Genomic DNA, 18,905 nt, shown 5'->3' with positions numbered 1-18,905 from the left:
GGCGCTGACCGCGCCGCCGGTCACTTCGCGAACAGCTGGCCGATATCGCGGAACGCCTTGAATTCGAGCGCATTGCCGCACGGGTCGAACAGGAACATCGTCGCCTGTTCGCCGACCTGCCCCTGGAATCGCACATACGGCTCGATCACGAAGGTCACGCCGAACGACTTCAGCCGCTCGGCCAGCGCCTCCCAGCTCGGCCAGTCGAGCACGATCCCGAAATGCGGCACCGGCACGTCGTGACCATCCACCGCGTTCGTATGCGCGCCTTCCTGCGACGCGGTCTTCGGATGCTCATGGATCACGAGCTGATGCCCGTAGAAGTCGAAGTCGACCCACTGCGCGCTCGAGCGCCCTTCTGCCAGCCCGAACACACGGCCGTAGAAATCGCGCGCGGCCGGCAGGTCGTAGACGGGAATCGCCAGGTGAAACGGGGAAAGACTCATGGTGGCCTCGTGAAGGAACGCTCGCGTGGCGCGAGGACGGCACCATGGTAGTCAAGGTCAAGCAGAAATTAAATCAATATATAGTTGCGTCATTCACAAACAGAATTGATCAATGATCCGCGAACTGAAAACCCTCGTCGCCGTCGCCCGGGAAGGCACGTTCGCCGCGGCCGGCAATCGTATCGGGCTCACGCAGGCGGCTGTGAGCGCGCAGATGCAGCGGCTCGAAGCCGAACTCGGCTTCGCGCTGTTCGACCGGCAAGGCCGCTCGGCGCGGCTCAACGAGATGGGTCATCACGTGCTCGACCAGGCGCAAGCGCTGATCGGCCTGTACGAGAACCTGAGCTCGACGTCGCCCGGGTCGCCCGCCGCCGTGCGCGTGACGATCGGCGCGATCGCATCGGTACAGAGCGCGCTGCTGCCGGCCGCGCTCGCCGATTTCCATCGCCGGCATCCCGCGTGCCGGACGCGCGTGATACCGGGCCTGTCGATCGAGCTGGTCAACCGGGTCGATGCGGGCGAGCTCGACATGGCCGCGATCATCCGGCCGCCGTTTTCGCTGCAGAGCGACCTGCACTGGACGACCCTCGTGCAGGAGCCGTTCCGGCTGATCGTGCCGCGCGGCGTGAAGGGCAAGGACTGGGCCGAGCTGCTCGCGCGCGAGCCGTTCGTGCGCTACGACCGCGCGTCGTTCGGCGGCCGCCAGGTCGACCGTTTCCTGCGGAAAATGCATGTCGCGGTGCGCGACACATGTGAGCTCGACGAGCTCGACGCGATCGTCAAGCTGGTCGAGAACGGCGTCGGCGTCGCGCTCGTCCCGCAGACCGCCGTGTATCGCCGCTGGCCGGCCGGCGTGCGCGCGATCGACCTCGGGCATCACACGTTCCACCGCGACATCGGGCTCGTGCATCGCGCGCGGCGCGCGATGTCGGAGCCGGCGCAAATGCTCGCGCAACTGATCGAGGCGGCGGCGCGGCAGCCGGCGTAGCGCCGACGTTGACGATCAGCGCCGCCCGGCCGCCCAGTCGACGGCCGCGTCGAACAGCGCGACACCGGCCGGCGACAGGTTCACGAACGTGTCGTTGTCGAGGAAGAACATCACGCGGCGCGCGGGCGCGAGCGCTTCGTAGTCCATCGTCGCGCCCTTCTCGTACGCGAAGATCGCGGCCTTGTCGGGCTGGCCATACACGGTCGCGATCGTGATCGCGCCGAGCCCCGGCTTGCCCCAGCTCATCGGCGCCTGCTTGCCGTACACGTTCGTCGTGCCGGCCGGCAGCCCGGCCGAGATCGGGTGCGGTGCATTGACGAGCCACAGGTAGCGCTCCTTGCCCGTTTCGCCGAAGTCGACGTCGTGACGCTTGCCCGTCATCGCGAGATCGTCGAGCAGGTCGTTTTCCCAGGTCACGAGCGGCTTGTCGAGCGTGCGCCAGCCCGGCCGCACGTTCTTCGACGACACCGTCGACGAAATCACGACCAGGTCGGCATCGCGCGCCGCATCGGGCGTCGACGACTCGTCGATCAGCCGCACCGCGTAGCCGCGTTCGCCGAGATGCTGGCTGATGCGTTCGTCAACCTTCAGGTTCGGCCCGCGCAACTGCACGAGCATCGCGACGCGCGTGACGGCCTGCGGCGCATCGGCCGCCCACGCGGGGGCGGCCACCCCCGCGCCGAGGCCCAGGCCCGCGCCGATCGCGAGCACCGAGCCCGCGATCGTGCGCAATGCGCGGCGCCGCGCACTCGCGGCCACGGCGCGCACGGCGCCGGTCTTCATGTTCCGGTTCATCTGGATCTTCTCCGAAGCCGCGCGCCGCCATGACGGCCGCGCGGCGATTGCGTGGTCAGAACTGCAGCGTGGTGAGCAGCGACACCTGTCGCGCATCGCCGATCGCGACGAAGTAACGGTTTGCGCTCGACGGGTAGTACGTGCGATTGAAGAGGTTCTTCACGTTGAGCTGGAACGACAGCTTCTGCTTGCCGATCCGCGTGTCGTACGTGGCGAACGCATCGGCGAGCACGTACGACGGCAGCGAGAAACTGTTCGCCGAATCGCCGGGCCGCGCGCCGACGTAGCGCAGGTCCGCGCCGATGCGCAGGTCGTCGCCGCCGGCCACCGTGCCGAAGTCGTAGACGGCCGCGAGCGACGCGGTGTGGCGCGCGACGTTCCACAGCTGGTTGCCCGCGTACAGCGGATCCTCGGTCGTCTTCGCGTCGATGTACGCGTAGCTCGCGATCACGTTCACGCGCTCGCCGAGCTTGCCCGACACGTCGAGCTCGATCCCGCGCGAGCGCGCCTTGCCCGACGTGCGCCAGTCGGTCAGCTTGGTCGCGTCGTTGTACTGCGACACGAGCACGTTCTTCTTGTCGATGTTGAAGAGCGCGAGCGTGCCCGTCATCCCGCCCGGCAGGTCGAGCTTGCCGCCCACTTCCCACGCGGTCGCTTCCTCGGGCGGCGTCGCGCCGTCGATGATGTAGCCCGTCATCGGCGCGATCGACGACGACGGCTTCAGCGATTGCGAGTAGCTGCCGTACAGCGAGAACGTGTCGGTCCACTTGTAGACGACGCCCGCGCGCGGCAACCACTTCGAGCCGCTGAGATCGGTGTTCGCGACGAACGGCCGGCCGCGCCCGGCGACCTGGTTGTACGTGATGTAGCGCAACCCGCCCGACACGATCCACTTGTCGGTCAGGTGGATCGTGTCCTGCACGAACGCGGACGCATCGTGCAGCGTGTCGGTCTGGTCGCTGTCGCTCGCCGACACCGTGCTCGACGGCGGCAGCAGCCCGTAGACGGGGTTGAGATAGTTGAACGGCGTCTTCACGGCCTGCCGCAGCATGTCCTTGCGGTAGATGCGGCGGTATTCGGTATCGAAGCCGACCTGCACGTCGTGCTGCATCCCGCCCAGCATCAGCTTGCCGTTCACGTAGCCGATCCCGTAGCTGTCGGTGCTGAGCGAGCCGTGCGTCGCGTCGTTGCTGCGCGTCATCGTGCCCTTCACCGGATCGACACCGGTCGTGCGCAACTGGTTCGCGTCGTAGGTCTCGCGGTTGTAGCTGTAGCCGAAATGCGCGCTCCAGTCCGCGTTGAACTGGTGATCGACGCTCACCTGCGCGAGGTGCGATTCGCCGTCCATGTTGTTGAACGGCTCGTCGATGCGCCGCCGCGCGGGAATGTCGAGCGGCGCGTTGGTGCGCGGGTCGAGCGCGGTGCCGCGATCGAACGGCGTATGGAATTTTCGGTACTGGTAGGACACCGCAACCTGCGTATCGCGGCCATACCACGCGAGCGACGGCGCGACGAAGGTCTGCCGGTATTCGCCGAAGTTGCGCCAGTACTGCTCGTTCGACTGGTCGACGATCAGCCGGTACGCGAGCCGTGAATCGCCGACCGGCCCGGTCGAATCGAAGGTCGCGCTGCCGCCGTTCTTGCCGTGCCCGAACGTCGACGCGCCGAGCGAGATCGCGTTGTAGCGCTTGAGCTGCGGCTGATTGGTGACGACGTTGACCACGCCGCCCGGGTCCATCAGCCCGTACAGCAGCGACGTCGGCCCCTTCAGCACCTCGACGCTGTCGACCGCCGCGTTGAACGCACGCCCCTGCACGAGCGGCATCCCGTTCTGCATGATCGAGCCGTCGCGGTTGCCGCCGAAGCCGCGCTTCATGATCGTGTCCTGCGTGCCCGCGAGCGTGTTGCCCTGCGTGATGCCGCTGACGTTGCCGAGCGCGTCGTCCAGGTTGCGCGGGCGCTGGTCGCGCAGCACCTGCGCGGGCACGATGTTGACGGCCTGCGCGGTGTCGAGCAGCGGGATCTCGGAACGGAGCACGCCCGCTTCCTTCGGCGCGCGATAGCTTTCGGCGCGCAGCGCACTGGTGCGCACGTTGATCGCGGGCAACTCGGCGCCCGCCGCGACGCCGGCCGCCGCGGGCCGTGCGACCGAACCGTCCGCGCGCTTGAGCGTGTAGCCGCCGCCCGATTGCCGCAACGCGACGAGCCCCGTGCCCGCGAGCAGGCGGTCGAGCGCGCCGTCGACGTCGAAGCGCCCCTGCACGCCGCCGCTCGTCAGGCCGGCGGTCAGCTCCGCCGGAAACGCGAGCAGGATGCCCGCGTCGCGGCCGAACCGGTTCAGCGCCGCTTCGAGCGGGCCGGCCGGAATGTCGAACGCACGGCGTGCCGCGCGCTGCGCGGACGGCGCCGCATCGGTGTCGGTGTCGGCCAGCGCGGGCAGCGGCAGCAGCGCCGACACCAGGACGGCGCCGGCCAGCCGGCGCGCGAGGCGACCCGGCGCGGCAGGTGCGGCGGATGCGGCCGGGCGCGACGCGCGCGGCAGAGGTCGGGCAGGCGCCGGACGGCGCCGATACGTGAGACGGATGGAAACCATGATCGGGAGGTCGGTGGACGATGGGCCAGTGCTGCTTTCATTACCCATGTCACGCGAACATCGAGAAACAGCTCAGGTCAGCGGAAAATTTTTTCGACGGGCTCACGAACGGGCCGGTACGACCGTCGCCCAGTAGCGCGTCAGGTAGTGAACGTCGATCGGCAGCGTCGCCTTCAGCGTGTCGAGCACGCGCGCGGGATCGTCGAGCGGATAGGTGCCCGACACGCGCAGGTCGGCCACGGCCGCATCGCAGCGCAGGCTGCCGCGGCGATAGCGGTCGAGCTCGGCGACGAGGTCGGCCAGCCGCATGCGCGACGCGACGAGCATGCCGCCCGTCCACGCGGACGCATACGCATCGAGCGGCGCCGGCGCGTCGATCGTGTCGCGCGTGAAATCCGCGCCCTCTCCGGCCGCGATCACGCGTGCGTCGGCCGTCGCATCGTCGGGCTGCACGCGCACCGCACCGGCGAACACCTCGACGCGGGTCGCGCCGTCGCGCTGCCGCACCGCGAAGCGCGTGCCGAGCGGCCGCAGCTCACCCTGTGCCGTCGCGACGACCAGCGGCCGCGCGGGCACGCGATCGTCGTGGCCGCTCGTCACCATGATCGTGCCGCGCAACAGGCGCAGGCCGCGCGTCGCATCGTCGAAGCGCACGTCGAGCGCCGTGTCGGTATCGAGGACGACGACCGTGCGATCCGCGAGCGTCACCGTGCGCCGCTCGCCGACCGCCGTGCGCAGGTCCGCCGGCCAGATCGCCGCGCGCCGCGCGGGTTCGGCCATCCATGCGGCACCGCCCGCGAACAGCAGCACGGCCAGCGCCTTCACGGCCGCGCGGCGGCGGCCCGCACGCGGCGGCAGCAGCGCCGCCTGCGCGGCCTGCGGGTCGAGCCCGGCCGCCAGCCCGCCGAACCGGCGCTGCATCGTTTCGATATGACGCCATGCCGCGTCGTGCGCCGGATCCTCGGCGCGCCAGCGCGCGAGCGCGGCATCGAACGCTTCGTCGGTGGGGCCGGCCTGCCGGTCGACCCACCATTCCACCGCGCGCCGCGCCACCTGCGGCGGCACCGCCTTCGCTCCCGGGGCGGCCATCGGTCAGGCCGCCATCGCGAAGAAGCACTGTGTGCCGGCCTTCACGAGATAGCGTTTCACCGTCGCCAGCGACACGCCGAGTTCGCGCGCGATCTCGGCCTGCGTGAGCCCGTCGAGCTGCGCGAGCAGGAACGCCCGCTTCGCGGCGAGCGGCAGCCCGTCGAGCAGCCGGTCGATTTCGAGCAGCGTCTCGAGCACGACGGCCCGCTCCTCCGGCGATGGCGCATGCGCTTCGGGGCGCAACGCGAGCGCATCGAGATACGCGCGCTCAATCTGCTCGCGCCGCCAGTGGTTGCTCAGCACACGCTGCGCGACCGTCGTCAGGAACGCGCGCGGCTCGTCGGCGCCGATCGGCTCGTCGCGCGCAAGCAGGCGCATGAACGTGTCGTGCGCGAGATCGGCCGCGCGGTGCGCGCAACCGAGCTTCCGGCTCAACCAGCCGCGCAGCCACGCGTGGTGGCCGGTGTAGAGGGCGTCGATTTCTCGATGGAGAGACAGCTTGTCAGCAGACATGGCCGGGTTCCGGGAGGCGCAGGCGTCAACGATTTTGTAAATGAGAATGATTATTATATACAAAACCAGACCGGCGACCGGCGTTTCGGTGCGCGGGGGTGGCTGCGCTGCGGCGGGCAGCGCGACGCCGTCGGTCACGCCGGCGTGACACGCGCACGACGTTCCACACGCGCAGCGCCCATGATGACGAATCGGTCACCCAATCGTGAGGCCGTCGCCGGCCGCGCGCGCCGCGTAATTAACACATTCACTACCCCTCGGCCAAATCGATTCATTCAATAATTATTTGACGGATCGATAACAATATCCCGGCCCTCCCGATTCCTCGCTGAATTGGCCGAAATTATCGCGAGATATGCAAGCCGCAATGGCCAAATCGCGAAATGCCAATCGATTGATACGTAATTTTCAACAATTCAAATCCCTCGATCGCGGAAATCGGAGGACATCCCTGTCTGCGTCAGACCACAAAAGAGAATTTCATTTTTGCCGTTTTAATCGGGCTCGGTAGTCTCCTGCCGTTCCGGATCACGCACACAAGCCAATGCGCAAGGAGATGACAATGAAACGCACGACCCTCTCGCTGATTTCCATCGCGTCATTCGCGGCGATACCCGTCGCGCACGCGCAGTCGAGCGTCACGCTGTATGGCGTGATCGACACGTCGATCACCTACGTGAACCATGCTCAGGGCAAGGACAACGCGTGGATGCTCGGCAACAGCAGCGCGGGCAACCTGGCCGGCAGCCGCTGGGGCGTGAAAGGCACCGAGGATCTCGGCGGCGGGCTGAAGGCGCTGTTCCAGCTCGAGAACGGCTTCGACCCGAGCAACGGCCGGATGGGCCAGGGCGGCCGCATGTTCGGCAGGCAGGCGTTCGTCGGCCTGACGAGCGACCGTTACGGCACGCTCACGTTCGGCCGCCAGTACGATCCGCTCGTCGATCTCGTGCAAGGCATCACCGCCGACAACTATCTGGGCAGCGTGTTCGCGACGCCGGGCGACGTCGACAACTACGACAACAGCTTCCGCGTCGACAACGCGGTGAAGTACACGTCGGCCGTCTATTCGGGCCTGCAGTTCTCGGCGATGTATTCGTTCGGCGGCATCGCCGGCAGCACCGGCGCCGCGAATTCGTATTCGGCCGCCGTGTCGTACAACAACGGGCCGTTCAGCGTCGCGGGCGGCTACTTCCACACGACCAACAGCCCCGCGTCGAACGCGCAGCGCACCGGCTGGACCAGCTCGTCGGACGGCACGTTCGACGGCCCGATCAACAGCGGCTACGCGAGCGCGCATTCGATCGGCATCGCGCGCATCGCGGGCCAGTACGTCGCCGGCCCGTTCACGGTCGGCCTCGGCTACAGCAACGCGCAGTACCGCCGCGATGGCAGCTCGGTGTTCGGCTCGAACGAGCACTACAACACGGGGCAAGGCTTCGTGAACTACCAGGCGACCAACGCGCTGCTGGTCGGCGTCGGCTACAGCTATACGCGCTCGGGCGGCGACACGTCGGCCACCTATCACCAGGTATCGGCCGGCGCGGACTACAACCTGTCGAAGCGCACCGACGTCTACCTGACCGCCGCGTACCAGCACGCGAGCGGCCGGACCGGCGACGGCAACGGCGGCTCGATGGCCGCGCAGGCGTCGATCGGTTCGTACGGCTATGCGGGCACGAGCTCGCAGACGATGGTCAACCTCGGCCTGCGTCACCGCTTCTGATGCGAGACGGCCGGCTGCGCGCCGCGCGGCCGGTCGAATCCGCATTCACCGATACACCGATATGGCGGCTGCGGCCGCCGTTGTTTTTGAGTCGCGCTCCCTTTTCATCTCGGATAGCGACTTCAGCGCGATTTCCATCCGGTTCGATTCAGCACCGATTTCCGCAAGTAAATGACGCGACGCGTCAGTATTCCGGCAGCGCCACGACGCGGGTATTCGCGCGAAAATCCGGCCATTTTTACCGATAATACTTCGCCGAATCGCGTGATCGGACACGATAAAAATGCGTGGTGAATGCTTGGGGCAAATGCAAAGGAAAGTTTGACGTGAGCCATTTGCGTGCGCGCTATGGCACACTTCGCGTCTGCGTAATTTCCTTGCACCGGGCGGCCGGATTCCGCCCCATCCTGCCATGCCGCGTCAGACAACCCGTTCGATCAGCCGAGCAACGCCGAAAATCGCCGCGACGATTGCGCTGTCGTGCGCGCTCACCGGCGTCGCGCGGGCCGATTGCCTCGACGACGCGGCCGCGTTCCAGCACGTGAGCGTCAGCCTGATGCGCGGCATCGCGCAGGTCGAGTCGGGCATGAATCCGAACGCCGTCAACACCAACACGAACGGCACGGTCGACATCGGCCTGATGCAGATCAACAGCACCTGGCTGCCGACGCTCGCGCGCGAAGGCATCACGCGTGAGAGCCTGTTCGATGCCTGCACGAACGCGTATGTCGGCGCGTGGATCCTGTCGCAGAACATTCGCCAGCTCGGCGCCAACTGGAACGCGATCGGCGCGTACAACTCCGCCTCGCCCGACAAGCGCCTCGCGTATGCGCGCAAGGTCTATGATGCAATCCGGACCATGCCGGATTCGCCGGATACTCCCATGCCCATCCTTCCCCCATCCTTTACGCCGCCGCAACAGGCCCAGGCGTACAACCCGTTCGCGAGCCTGAGCGTGTCCGCCCCGCCGCAGGTCACGCGTCCGCGCACGATTTCGTCGGCTCCGCCGCCTCCGCCGCCGCAAGGCGGCCCCGCCGGCCCGGCCGGCTCGTACAACTTCGGATGGACGGTCACGGGGGCGGACCAGGCGAAGCCGACCCAGGTCTTCGACGACGGCGCGCGGATCTACGTGCAGTTCAGCGACATGAAGCACGTGCCGGCGATCTTCACCGAGACGTCGTCCGGGCGCGTACTGATGTCGTGGGAGCTGCAGTTTCCGTATGCCGTCCTGACGCGTCCCGCGCAAACGTTAATCTTCCAGCTCGGGCCGTTCGAGGCGCGCGCGCAGCGTAGCGCGGGCAATGGCGCCGGGATGACGGCGCAGGCAGGGACGGGGGGTGCAGCTGCGGCCGCCGGGTCGAAAAAGTCGGCGAATACGGCGGCAAATGCGGCGACGAATACGGCGGCCAATCCGGCGGCTGCGACCGCGACCGCGGCAAAACGCACGGCGTCGGCCGATGCGCTGTGGTACGTGAATACGCCTTCGACGTCGGGAACCGCGGCGGCCTCGCCGTCGACCGCGAACGTTCCGGCCACGCTGCCGACCGCGATCACGTCGAACACGCCGCCGCCCGCGCCGGCCCAGGTGCCGGCTGCAGCCGCTCAGCCTCAGCCGTCGCGCGCCAGCGCGGATGCGCTGTGGTACATCTCGAAGTAGCGCACCGCCGGTCGCACGCGTCGCGCGGCGATCATTGCGCCACGGTCGGCGGCAGCTCGGGCGCGGTCATGTCGTCCACCCGGTTCGGATAGCGCGACGTCGACGGCACGCGCTCGCGTACCCGCACGCACGCCGCCACCGGCCACACCGCTCACCCGCGCCGCACCCAGATCACCTTGCCGTCGCGAATACCGAGATTGCGGCGTTCCTGCCGGTAATCCATCGTGCCCGGCAACGACGTGCCGTCGCGCTCGAGCACGCGCCACAGGCAGCCGTCCAGCTGCGCCGCCGCATCGGCCTCGGTCTTGCCGACCAGCGCGTCGTCCGGCCCCGCGTCCGCCTTGCAGGCCTGCGAAGTACGTGCCGGCTCGCCATTCATCACCATGCCGCCCGCGGTCGCATTCTTCGTTTTCATGTCCGTGCATCCCGCAAACGTTGCGCCCGCAACCAGCGCCATCACCATCGCGATCGTCTTCTTCATCGGATTCTCCCTGTTGCGCCCGGCGGAACCTGTACGGCGTTCCCGGCCGACCGGGCGTGGCATGCATGTTCGGTCCGCGCGCCCGGGCCACGCCGATTCCGCGTGCCCGCAGCCGCGGGTTCGGCCTGCCGCCGAAGCCGCCTGCATGTTACCGCACGCCGCGCGGCGTGACGGCACGAGCAGGCCGGCTGCGCCACACGATGCGTGCCGCGACGATTCGCTCAGAACTTGTAGGTCGCGCCCGCGATGGCGTAGTAGTTGCTGCGCGACTGGACGATCGGGCTGTCGCCGTAGCGGCCGAGCAGCCGCGTCACGCCGCCGGTCGCGAGCACCGACCAGTGCTGCGACAGCGTCCAGTTCCACGCGAGCGCCATCGACGCGCTGTCGATCCCGCCGCGCGTCGAATACGGCCGGAACCGGCTCGTCATCGACTGCGCATCGGTCACGCCGTAGAACGTCTGCGTATAGCGCCCCGAGCCCGCATGCACGGTGCCCGTCACGATGATCTCGTGCTGCGCGGTCTTGAACACCGGCACCGCGAGATCCATGTGCCCCGACACGCCGCGCGACGTGTGGGTCACGGGCGAGTCGATCGTGACGCTCAGTTCCGCCGCGTTGAACAGCGTCACGCCCGCGCGCACGCCGACCAGCACCGAGCCCGGAACGCGGCCCATGCCCTTCAGGTAGTCGGAGCCAGGCAAGTCGAGGCGGTTCTCGTCGGCTCGCCCCGGGTCATAGCTCACCGCCGCCGACACGAACGCGCCGTGCGGCAGGTCCAGCCGGTAACCGGCGCCCTGCGTGCTGTCGATGAAGAAGCCATTGCCGAACTTCGCAGAGAAACCCGGCGCGACGACGCCGCGAGACTGGTTGCTGCCCGGGTAGCGCGGCGCGATACCGCCACCCAGCGACAGCGAATACTGGTTTTCCGCGTGGGCGGCGGCGGCGAGGGTCAGGCCGGCGAGCGGCATGCAATAGCGGTAGCGGCGAAGTATTGGGCGCACAATATTGAGATAAGAGTGACGGAGCCCGCAGTCTAGGTGCCGCCCTGCGCCGCGACTGTCCTGAATATTCGGGGAATCTGTGCTCAATTGTGTTCGATTGTTCGAGATTGTCGCCCCGCTCCCCCGGCCTTCGGCGCGCCGGATAGAATTCGCGTGCCGCGCCACGCACCGGCGTGCCCGGGCGTGCGTTGGCGCGTGCGCCTCGAGGAGACTATGAACGAAGACCCACTCAAATACCGTGTACTGCTGATCGAAGACGACGACCGCCTGGCGCAGCTCGTCCGCGAATACCTCGACGGTTATGAATTCGCGGTAACGGTCGTGCGACGCGGCGACCTCGCCGTCGCCGCGGTGCGCGAGCACCAGCCGGCCCTCGTGATACTCGACCTGATGCTGCCGAACCTCGACGGGATGGAAGTCTGCCGGCGCATCCGCGCGTTCACCAACGTCCCCGTGCTGATCCTGACCGCGCGCCTGGACGTCTACGACCAGGTCGCGGGCCTCGAGACGGGCGCCGACGACTACGTGACGAAGCCGATCGAACCGCGCGTGCTGGTCGCCCGCGCCCGCGCGCTGCTGCGCCGCGCGCAGCCGGCCGTCGCGGAAGCGCCGGTGGCCGCGCCCGAAGCGCTCGTGTTCGGCGAACTGGCAATCTCGCCGCCGAACCGCACCGTCACGTGGCGCGGCGAGCCGGTCGACCTGAAGACCGCCGAGTTCAACCTGCTGCTGATTCTCGCGCGCGCGGCCGGCACCGTGCTGAGCCGCGACGACATCCTGAAGCAGTTGCGCGGCATCGAGTTCGACGGACTCGACCGTTCGGTCGATTCCGGCATCTCGAAGCTGCGCCGCCGCTTCGAGGATGCGTCGTCGGAGCCGCACAAGATCAAGACGATCTGGGGCCGCGGCTACCTGTTCAGCCCTTCCGCGTGGGACGAATAAATGCTCCGCCCATTGATTCGGCTGTACCTCGTCGTGATCGTGTTCGTCGCGGCGTCGATCGTCTTCGTCCAGATGTCGTTCGACCGGATCTTCTACGATCGCAGCGCGCAGGCGGAACGCGACTCGTTGACGACCTACGCGTTCGTGCTCAACGACTATCTCGAACGCCATCCGGGCGAGCAGCGCAAGTTCGCACTGCGCGAGCTCGCGAAATACGGCAACGAACGGTTCGACTTCATGCCGATGGCCACCGCCCGCGCGCAATTGAGCGGCGAGCCGCTGCGCGATCTCGACGCCGGCCGGATTTCGATCAGCTACGACCGCAAGGATTACTACATGCCGCTCGCGGATGGTTCGGTGCTGCATGCGCGGCCGATCGAAGCATTCAGCCTCGACATCAAGATCTATGCGTACATGCTGCTCGCGCTCAGCGCGCTGTTCGCGGTGGTGCTGTGGATTCACTATCACTGGCGCGACCTGCGCAGGCTGCAGGAAGCCGCCCGCGCATTCGGCGCCGGTACGCTGTCGACGCGCGTGAAGCTGTCCGGCAAGTCGAACATCTACGAGCTGTCGCAGCAGTTCAACGACATGGCCGAGCGCATCGAGGCGTCGATCAAGCAGCAGCGCGAAATGATGCACGGCATCTCGCACGAACTGAAGACGCCGCTCGCGCGGCTCGAATTCGGGCTCGCTCTGCTCGCCGAGCCTGACGAAACGGCCCGGATGCGCGAACGCCGCGACGCGCTGCGGCGCGACGTGCGCGAACTCGACGAGCTCGTCACGGAGCTGCTGACGATCGGCCGGCTCGAACAGGGGGCAAGCCAGCTCGCGCCGATGGAAGTCGTCGTCGACGCGCTGCTCGACAGCGTCGCCGGCAACGTCGCGAACGACATCGTCGATCGCGGCATCACGCTCGACGTGTCGGCCCTCGACGCGCCCGCGACCCACGTATGCGACCCGAAGCTGGTTGCGCGCGCGTTGCTGAACCTGATCCGCAACGGCGCGCGTTACGCGTCGCGCACGGTGCTGCTCGCCGCCGAGCGCAACGCGTCCGGCGCGCTCGTGTTGAGCGTCGACGACGATGGCCCCGGCATTCCGGCCGCCGAACGCGCCCGCGTGTTCGAACCGTTCCAGCGGCTCGACTCCAGCCGCGACCGGCAGACCGGCGGCTTCGGGCTCGGGCTCGCGATCGTGCGGCGCGTCGCGCAGGTGCACGGCGGTGACGTGCGGCTCGAGGACTCGCCGCTCGGCGGCGCACGCTTCGTGATCACGCTGCCCGCGCTGACGCTGCCGGACAACCTCTTCGACTTGCCGGAGCCCCTCGCGCATGCCGACGCGTTCGGCGGCAGCACCGGCATGGCCCTCCCGCGGCAATGACGCGCGCGGCAGGCGGCGCCCCGGCCGCCCTCGCCTGATCTGCGCGCCGCTCAGCGGCGGCGCAGCAGTGCAACGAAGAACAGGCTGCCGAACATCGCGGTCACGATCCCGATCGGCAGATCCTCCGGCGCCGCGAGGGTGCGGGCGGCCACATCGGCCCAGACGAGCAGGATCGCGCCCGTCAGCGCGGCCACCGGCAGCAGCCTGCCGTGCTCGGCGCCGACGACGCGACGGCACAGATGCGGCGTCACGAGCCCGACGAAGCCGATCGCCCCGCTCACCGCCACCATCGCGCCCGTCGCGAACGATGCGACGACGAACACCTCGCGCCGCATCCGCGCGCTCGGCACGCCGAGCGCAGCCGCGGCAACATCGCCCGACATCAGCGCATTCAGTTCGCGCCGGCGCGCGTACAACGCGCCGCCGGCGAGCGCCGCGCACACGGCCGGCACCGGCAGCAGATCCCAGCGCGCGAGCCCGACGCCGCCGAGCATCCAGAACAACACCGAGGACGCGGCGCGCTGGTCGCCCAGATACAGCAGCAGGTTGCCGAACGCGGCCATCATGAACGACACCGAAACGCCCGCGAGCAGCAGCCGGTCCGATTCGAGCCGGCCGCGCCGGTAAGCGAGCGCGACGACGCAGGCGGTCGCGGCGAGCGCGCCCGCGAACGCGGCGGCCGGCAGCGTGAACGGGCCGAATGCCGCGCCGGCCATCACGGTGACCGCGACGGCGCCGAGCATCGCGCCGGCACTCACGCCGAGCAGATGCGGATCGGCCAGGCGGTTCGCGGTCGCGGCCTGCAACGCCACGCCGACCGCCGCCAGCGTCGCGCCGACGATCGCGGCCAGCAGCGCGCGCGGCATCCTGATCAGCCAGACGATGCTGTCGTCGCCCGCCGCCGCCACTGCGCCGGCCTCGCCGAACGGCGACACGAGGTGCGTGGCGACGATCCGCACCGCCGCCGGCATCGCGATCGGCGCCGGCCCGAACGCGGCCGACGCGACGATCGACACGATCAGCAGCAGCGCCAGCGCCGGCAGCACCACGCGCATGGCGGGCCGCGCTGCATGCACTTGCATGCTCATCGCGCCGGCCCGGCGAACGCGGCCGGATACAGCGCGCGCGCCAGCGTCTCGACGGCCGCGACGTTCTCGGGGCCGGGCGTCGCCGCATCGTACGGAATCACGATGAAGCGCCGGTCGCGGATCGCGGCCACGCGCGCGAGCGACGGCTGGCTCAGCAGGAATTGCTGCTTCTGCGCAGCCGTCACGGCCGAATAGTCGACGATCACGATCACCTGCGGATCGCGCGCGACCACGCTTTCCCAACTCACCTGCGTCCAGCTGCGCGGCAGGTCGGCCATCACGTTGCGCGCGCCGGCCGCCGCCAGCAGCGCGGTCGGCATCGCGAGCCCGCCGGCCGTCATCGGCTTGTCGGTGCCGCTGTCGTAGACGAACACGCGCAGCGGCTCCGGATGCCCGATCGCATGCGACACCGCCGCGAGACGCGTGCGCATCGACGCGACGACCTGTGCGGCGCGCGCGTCGACGCCGAAGATCCGGCCGAGATTGCTCAGGTCGCGGAACACGTCGTCGAACGACGCGGCCGCCTGCTTCATCACGTGCGAACACGATTCCGTCAGCTCGTACGCACGGATACCGAACGGCGCGAGCGTCGCGGGCGTCACCGGGCCGCCGACATGCATCCCGTAGTTCCAGCCCGCGAGATAGAAGTCGGCGCGCGCGGCCGCCAGCACCTCGAGCGACGGATACTGGCTCGCCAGTTCGGGCACGCCGCGCAGCGCTTCACGCACGCGCGCGGTGCCCGTCTTCCAGCCGCCGATCCCGGTGTAGCCGACGAGCCGGTCCTTCAGGCCGAGCACGAGCATCATCTCGGTCAGGTTCACGTCGTTGCTCACCGCCCGCGTCGGCGCGCGCTCGAACGTCACGTCGCGATCGCAGCTGCGCACGGTGACGGGATAGGCCCACGCTTGAGCGGCCGCGCAGCCGAGCACGGTCGCGGCAAGCAGCCGGCGGAATACAGGCGACGAAGTGGACAAGGCGGAGGACAACGCGGAGGACAAGACAGGAAACGGCATGGCGGTCATTCCGGATGAAGCGGCGTGATGCGCGGCCGGCCCGTGACGGGATGGCGATCGACGAGCGCGGCGACGCCGAACACGTCGCGCAGCAGCGCTTCGGTCAGCACGTCGGCCGGCACGCCCGATGCGACGACCCTGCCGTGCGCCAGCACGTGGAGCCGGTCGCAATACGCGGCCGCGAGATTGAGGTCGTGAATCGTGGCGAGCGTCGCGATGCCGAGGCGCCGCACGCGCGCGAGCAATTCGAGCTGATGGCGCAGGTCGAGATGGTTGGTCGGTTCGTCGAGCAGCAGCAGTTCGGGTTGCTGAGCGAGTGCGCGGGCCAGCAGCGCGCGCTGCTTCTCGCCGCCCGACAGCGACGCGAAGCGTTGCGCACGGCGCTCGACGAGGCCGACGTCGTGCAGCGCGGAGTCGACGATCCGGCGATCATCCGCCGTCTCCGCATCGAGCAGCCGCTGGTGCGGCGTGCGCCCCATGCCGACCAGTTCGTCGACCGTCAGCCCGAAATCGTCCGGCGTCTCCTGCTGCAGCACCGCGATGCGCTGCGCGACCGCGCGCGGCCGCATGCGCCACACGTCCTGCGCATCGAGCGCGACACGGCCCGCATCGGGCCGCGCGTAACGGAACACGCAGCGCAGCAGGCTCGTCTTGCCGCTGCCGTTCGGGCCGACCAGCCCGACGAACTCGCCTTCGGCCACGCTCAGCGTCACCGAATCGAGCACGGTGATCGCGCCGCCGGGAGACCAGCTCACGCGCTCGATGTCGAGCATGTGCGTCACGGGAGTCGAGCCGTGCCGCATCAGAAGCGCATCGTCGCGACGAGCTCCGCCGAGCGCGACGGGCCGAGCAGCCATTGCTCGCCGCCGTTCGACGTCGTCACCGCATACGTGCGGTTCGCGAGGTTGCGCACGATCAGCGCCAGCTCGGTGCGCGACGTCGGCTGCCAGCGCAGCGACGCGTCGAACACCTTGTACGACGGCACCTGCACGCGGTTCGCGTCGTCGCCGTAGGTCGCACCGACGTAGCGCACGCCCGCGTTCGCCTGCCAGCGCTCGGCAAACGCCCAGCCGAGCCACAGGTTCGCCGTCTGCTGCGGCACGTTGGCCGGCGCATTGCCCGCACGCGACACCGTCTCGCTGCCGACCTTCTGGTTGAACGCGTCATAGCGCGCGCGCAGCAGCGCGACGTTCGCATCGACCGCCCAGCCGTGCGGCAACCGCGCGCCGCCCGTCAGCTCGATGCCGCGCGACGATTGCCGGCCGACCTGCTGGCGCAGTGCGGGATTGAACGGGTCGGTGGTGAGCAGGTTGCGCTTCGTGATGTCGTATACGGCGAACGTCCAGTATGCGCGGCCATCGAGCAGCGTCTGCTTGACGCCGGCTTCCCACTGTTCGCCAGTCGCGAGCCGGTAGCCCGCCTGCGACGCGGACAGCGTCACGAGCGAGCCGAGGCCCTCCGCGCCCGTCGTGTACTGCGCATACGCGCTGAGCGTCGGCGCGACCTCGAACACGAAGCCGGTGCGCCAGCCGACGTTCGCGAAACGCTTGTCGAAGCCCGCGCCGGTTGCCGCCTGCTCGCGGCTGAACGCGATGTGGTCGTAGCGCAGACCGCTCACCCACGCGAGCCGCGGCAGCACTTCGAGCCGGTTCTCGGCGAATACCGCCGCCTGCCGCGCCCGCGTGCTGAACTGCGGCACCGTCGGGTCGGGGCTCGTGAACGCGCCGGGATCGAAGCCGTGCGCGGGCACCGTCGATTCGCCGCCGTACGGCGAATTGTTGGTGCCGCTGAACGTGATCTGGCTGAATTCCGTGCCGACGACGAAGCGGTTCGCGCGGCCGAACAGCGTGCCGTCGAAGCGTGCGCTCAGCCGATCGCCGATCTGCCGCTGGTGGTGGCCGATGTCGAGATAGTCGCTGCGCGTGACGCGACCCGTCGCGGTATCGAGCGCATACGATTCGGCATTGCGCCACTGGCGGTTCGACGTCAGGTAGTAGAGCTGGTTGTCGATCGTCACGCCGGCCGTCGGCCGGTAGGTCGCCGACAGGCGCGTCCACTGGTCGTAATAGGCAATCGACGCGTCGCCGACGTTGTAGTTGACCTTGCGCAGCGACGGATCGAGTATGCCGTTCGGCGCCGGCACGCCATAGTAAGTCGCCGGCATCTGGCGGCCGTAGTCGAAGTCGAGCGTCAGCGTGAGCGTCGGGCTCACGTCGAACTTCAGCGCGCCGCCGACGGCCGTCGTATGCGTATCGGCCCGCCCGGCGAGACCGTTCGCGCGCGCATCGCTTGCATGGAAACGATACGACAGCCGCGGGCCGAGCGCGCCCGTCGTATCGAACGCGGCGCGTTTCGCACCATCCAGGCCGACACCGACCTGCAGCGTCGTCTCGCGCGTGCGCTGCGGCCGCTTCGGCACCACGTTCACCACGCCGCCGATCGCCCCTTCGCCGTACAGCACCGACGCCGGGCCGCGCAGCACCTCGATGCGCTCGACCGACCACGTGTCGAACGGGAACGTGATCGTGCCGGCCGCCGGCATCAGCCGCACGCCGTCGAGCAGCGTCATCACCGATTCCTGTCCGCTGAAGCCGCGCACGCTCAATGCGGTGCCGCCGGTGCCGGGCGCCATCGCGCTCGAGAACCCCGCGGTGCGCGTCACCGCGTCGAGCACCGTGCGATCGCCGCGCGCGTCGATCGTGTCGGCCGTGACCGTCTCGACGCTCGCGGGCGTGTCGAGGCTCGCGAGCCCGAGTCGCGAGCCGGTCTCGAGCGGTTGCGTCAGCGGGTCGGCCGGTACGGATGGTGCGCTGACGTTGATCGCCGGCAGCGCATGCCGTTCGTCCGGTGCGGGTGCGGCCGCTTCGGCGGCCCACGCGCCGGAGGTCGCCATCGCGCAGCCCAGCAGGGTCGTGCAGCCGCGTGCCGCGCGGGCGCGCCAGGCGTCGGCGTTCCGGCGCGATGCGGCGGGGTGCCGCTCCCCGCGCGCCGGGGTGTGTCTGGTTTTCGTCACGTCGTATCGATCTTCGGATGGTGGCGCCGCACGCTGCCGCGCTCGGCAGCGCGCCGCCGGTGGCGCAAACCTCAGATGATACAATATATCATCTTGATTCGTCAGGATTTTGTCAGGTTGTCCCGGTCGGGCGCGCGGCCGTGGCCGTCCGTCACGCCTGCAACGGGAAACTGAGCCGCCCCACGGCTT

General features: G+C 68.9%; 16 protein-coding genes. 5 read left to right on the top strand and 11 right to left on the bottom strand.

Annotation, left to right across the window (positions count from 1 at the left end; genetic code table 11):
- Positions 1-20 precede the first annotated feature (20 nt).
- Positions 21-446, bottom strand: coding sequence for a VOC family protein (locus tag CFB47_RS08070; protein WP_011351673.1), 426 nt, complete (start codon positions 444-446; stop codon positions 21-23).
- Between the two features lie 112 nt (positions 447-558).
- On the opposite strand from CFB47_RS08070, the gene CFB47_RS08065 reads away from it, so the two are divergent.
- Complete coding sequence (locus tag CFB47_RS08065; RefSeq protein ID WP_089460893.1) at positions 559-1,434, top strand: LysR family transcriptional regulator; 876 nt, start codon at positions 559-561, stop codon at positions 1,432-1,434.
- A gap of 15 nt (positions 1,435-1,449) precedes the next feature.
- Here CFB47_RS08065 and CFB47_RS08060 read toward each other — a convergent pair whose 3' ends face one another.
- Genes CFB47_RS08060 through CFB47_RS08045 form a run of 4 tightly spaced genes read right to left on the bottom strand, consistent with a single transcriptional unit; the run spans position 1,450 to position 6,424 of the window.
- Positions 1,450-2,229 carry a hypothetical protein gene (locus CFB47_RS08060; RefSeq protein WP_089456013.1) on the bottom strand — a complete coding sequence of 260 codons (780 nt, stop codon included), beginning with the start codon at positions 2,227-2,229 and terminating at the stop codon, positions 1,450-1,452.
- A 55-nt stretch (positions 2,230-2,284) separates the two neighbouring features.
- Positions 2,285-4,870, bottom strand: a complete 2,586-nt coding sequence (locus CFB47_RS08055) for a TonB-dependent receptor (RefSeq protein ID WP_089460892.1) — start codon at positions 4,868-4,870, stop codon at positions 2,285-2,287.
- 54 nt (positions 4,871-4,924) lie between these two features.
- Entirely contained in the window at positions 4,925-5,911 is a 987-nt protein-coding gene (locus CFB47_RS08050; protein ID WP_089460891.1) for a FecR domain-containing protein, read from the bottom strand.
- Positions 5,912-5,914: 3 nt separating this feature from the next.
- Positions 5,915-6,424, bottom strand: coding sequence for a sigma-70 family RNA polymerase sigma factor (locus CFB47_RS08045; RefSeq protein ID WP_089425105.1), 510 nt, complete (start codon positions 6,422-6,424; stop codon positions 5,915-5,917).
- Positions 6,425-6,986: 562 nt separating this feature from the next.
- On the opposite strand from CFB47_RS08045, the gene CFB47_RS08040 reads away from it, so the two are divergent.
- Positions 6,987-8,147 carry a porin gene (locus CFB47_RS08040; RefSeq protein WP_089456579.1) on the top strand — a complete coding sequence of 387 codons (1,161 nt, stop codon included), beginning with the start codon at positions 6,987-6,989 and terminating at the stop codon, positions 8,145-8,147.
- Positions 8,148-8,559: 412 nt separating this feature from the next.
- Positions 8,560-9,804 carry a transglycosylase SLT domain-containing protein gene (locus tag CFB47_RS08035; RefSeq protein WP_089460890.1) on the top strand — a complete coding sequence of 415 codons (1,245 nt, stop codon included), beginning with the start codon at positions 8,560-8,562 and terminating at the stop codon, positions 9,802-9,804.
- 151 nt (positions 9,805-9,955) lie between these two features.
- Here CFB47_RS08035 and CFB47_RS08030 read toward each other — a convergent pair whose 3' ends face one another.
- Complete coding sequence (locus CFB47_RS08030; protein ID WP_089439784.1) at positions 9,956-10,285, bottom strand: hypothetical protein; 330 nt, start codon at positions 10,283-10,285, stop codon at positions 9,956-9,958.
- A 221-nt stretch (positions 10,286-10,506) separates the two neighbouring features.
- Positions 10,507-11,253, bottom strand: a complete 747-nt coding sequence (locus tag CFB47_RS08025) for a MipA/OmpV family protein (protein ID WP_089425103.1) — start codon at positions 11,251-11,253, stop codon at positions 10,507-10,509.
- Positions 11,254-11,499: 246 nt separating this feature from the next.
- On the opposite strand from CFB47_RS08025, the gene CFB47_RS08020 reads away from it, so the two are divergent.
- Positions 11,500-12,225: a response regulator gene (locus tag CFB47_RS08020; protein WP_089425887.1), complete on the top strand. Its 726-nt coding sequence runs from the start codon at positions 11,500-11,502 to the stop codon at positions 12,223-12,225.
- Positions 12,226-13,602, top strand: a complete 1,377-nt coding sequence (locus CFB47_RS08015; RefSeq protein WP_089460889.1) for an ATP-binding protein — start codon at positions 12,226-12,228, stop codon at positions 13,600-13,602.
- Between the two features lie 50 nt (positions 13,603-13,652).
- Here CFB47_RS08015 and CFB47_RS08010 read toward each other — a convergent pair whose 3' ends face one another.
- From CFB47_RS08010 to CFB47_RS07995, 4 genes are read right to left on the bottom strand one after another with little or no spacing between them, the layout of a single operon-like run.
- Complete coding sequence (locus tag CFB47_RS08010; RefSeq protein WP_179258931.1) at positions 13,653-14,690, bottom strand: iron ABC transporter permease; 1,038 nt, start codon at positions 14,688-14,690, stop codon at positions 13,653-13,655.
- Positions 14,687-15,712, bottom strand: coding sequence for an ABC transporter substrate-binding protein (locus CFB47_RS08005; RefSeq protein ID WP_373453134.1), 1,026 nt, complete (start codon positions 15,710-15,712; stop codon positions 14,687-14,689). The genes CFB47_RS08010 and CFB47_RS08005 overlap by 4 nt, the downstream gene beginning before the upstream one ends.
- Positions 15,709-16,506 carry an ABC transporter ATP-binding protein gene (locus tag CFB47_RS08000; protein ID WP_089461381.1) on the bottom strand — a complete coding sequence of 266 codons (798 nt, stop codon included), beginning with the start codon at positions 16,504-16,506 and terminating at the stop codon, positions 15,709-15,711. Before CFB47_RS08000 ends, CFB47_RS08005 begins: the two co-directional genes overlap by 4 nt.
- Positions 16,506-18,596 (bottom strand): TonB-dependent siderophore receptor, encoded by a 2,091-nt coding sequence (locus CFB47_RS07995; RefSeq protein WP_089461380.1) that lies wholly within the window; start codon positions 18,594-18,596, stop codon positions 16,506-16,508. Before CFB47_RS07995 ends, CFB47_RS08000 begins: the two co-directional genes overlap by 1 nt.
- Between the last annotated feature and the right edge of the window lie 309 nt (positions 18,597-18,905).

The sequence above is a fragment of the Burkholderia sp. AU27893 genome (assembly GCF_002223205.1).
In the GTDB taxonomy this organism is placed as follows: domain Bacteria; phylum Pseudomonadota; class Gammaproteobacteria; order Burkholderiales; family Burkholderiaceae; genus Burkholderia.
Note: the sequence above shows the minus strand (reverse complement) of the source record. Positions and strands in the feature narration are given on the sequence as shown.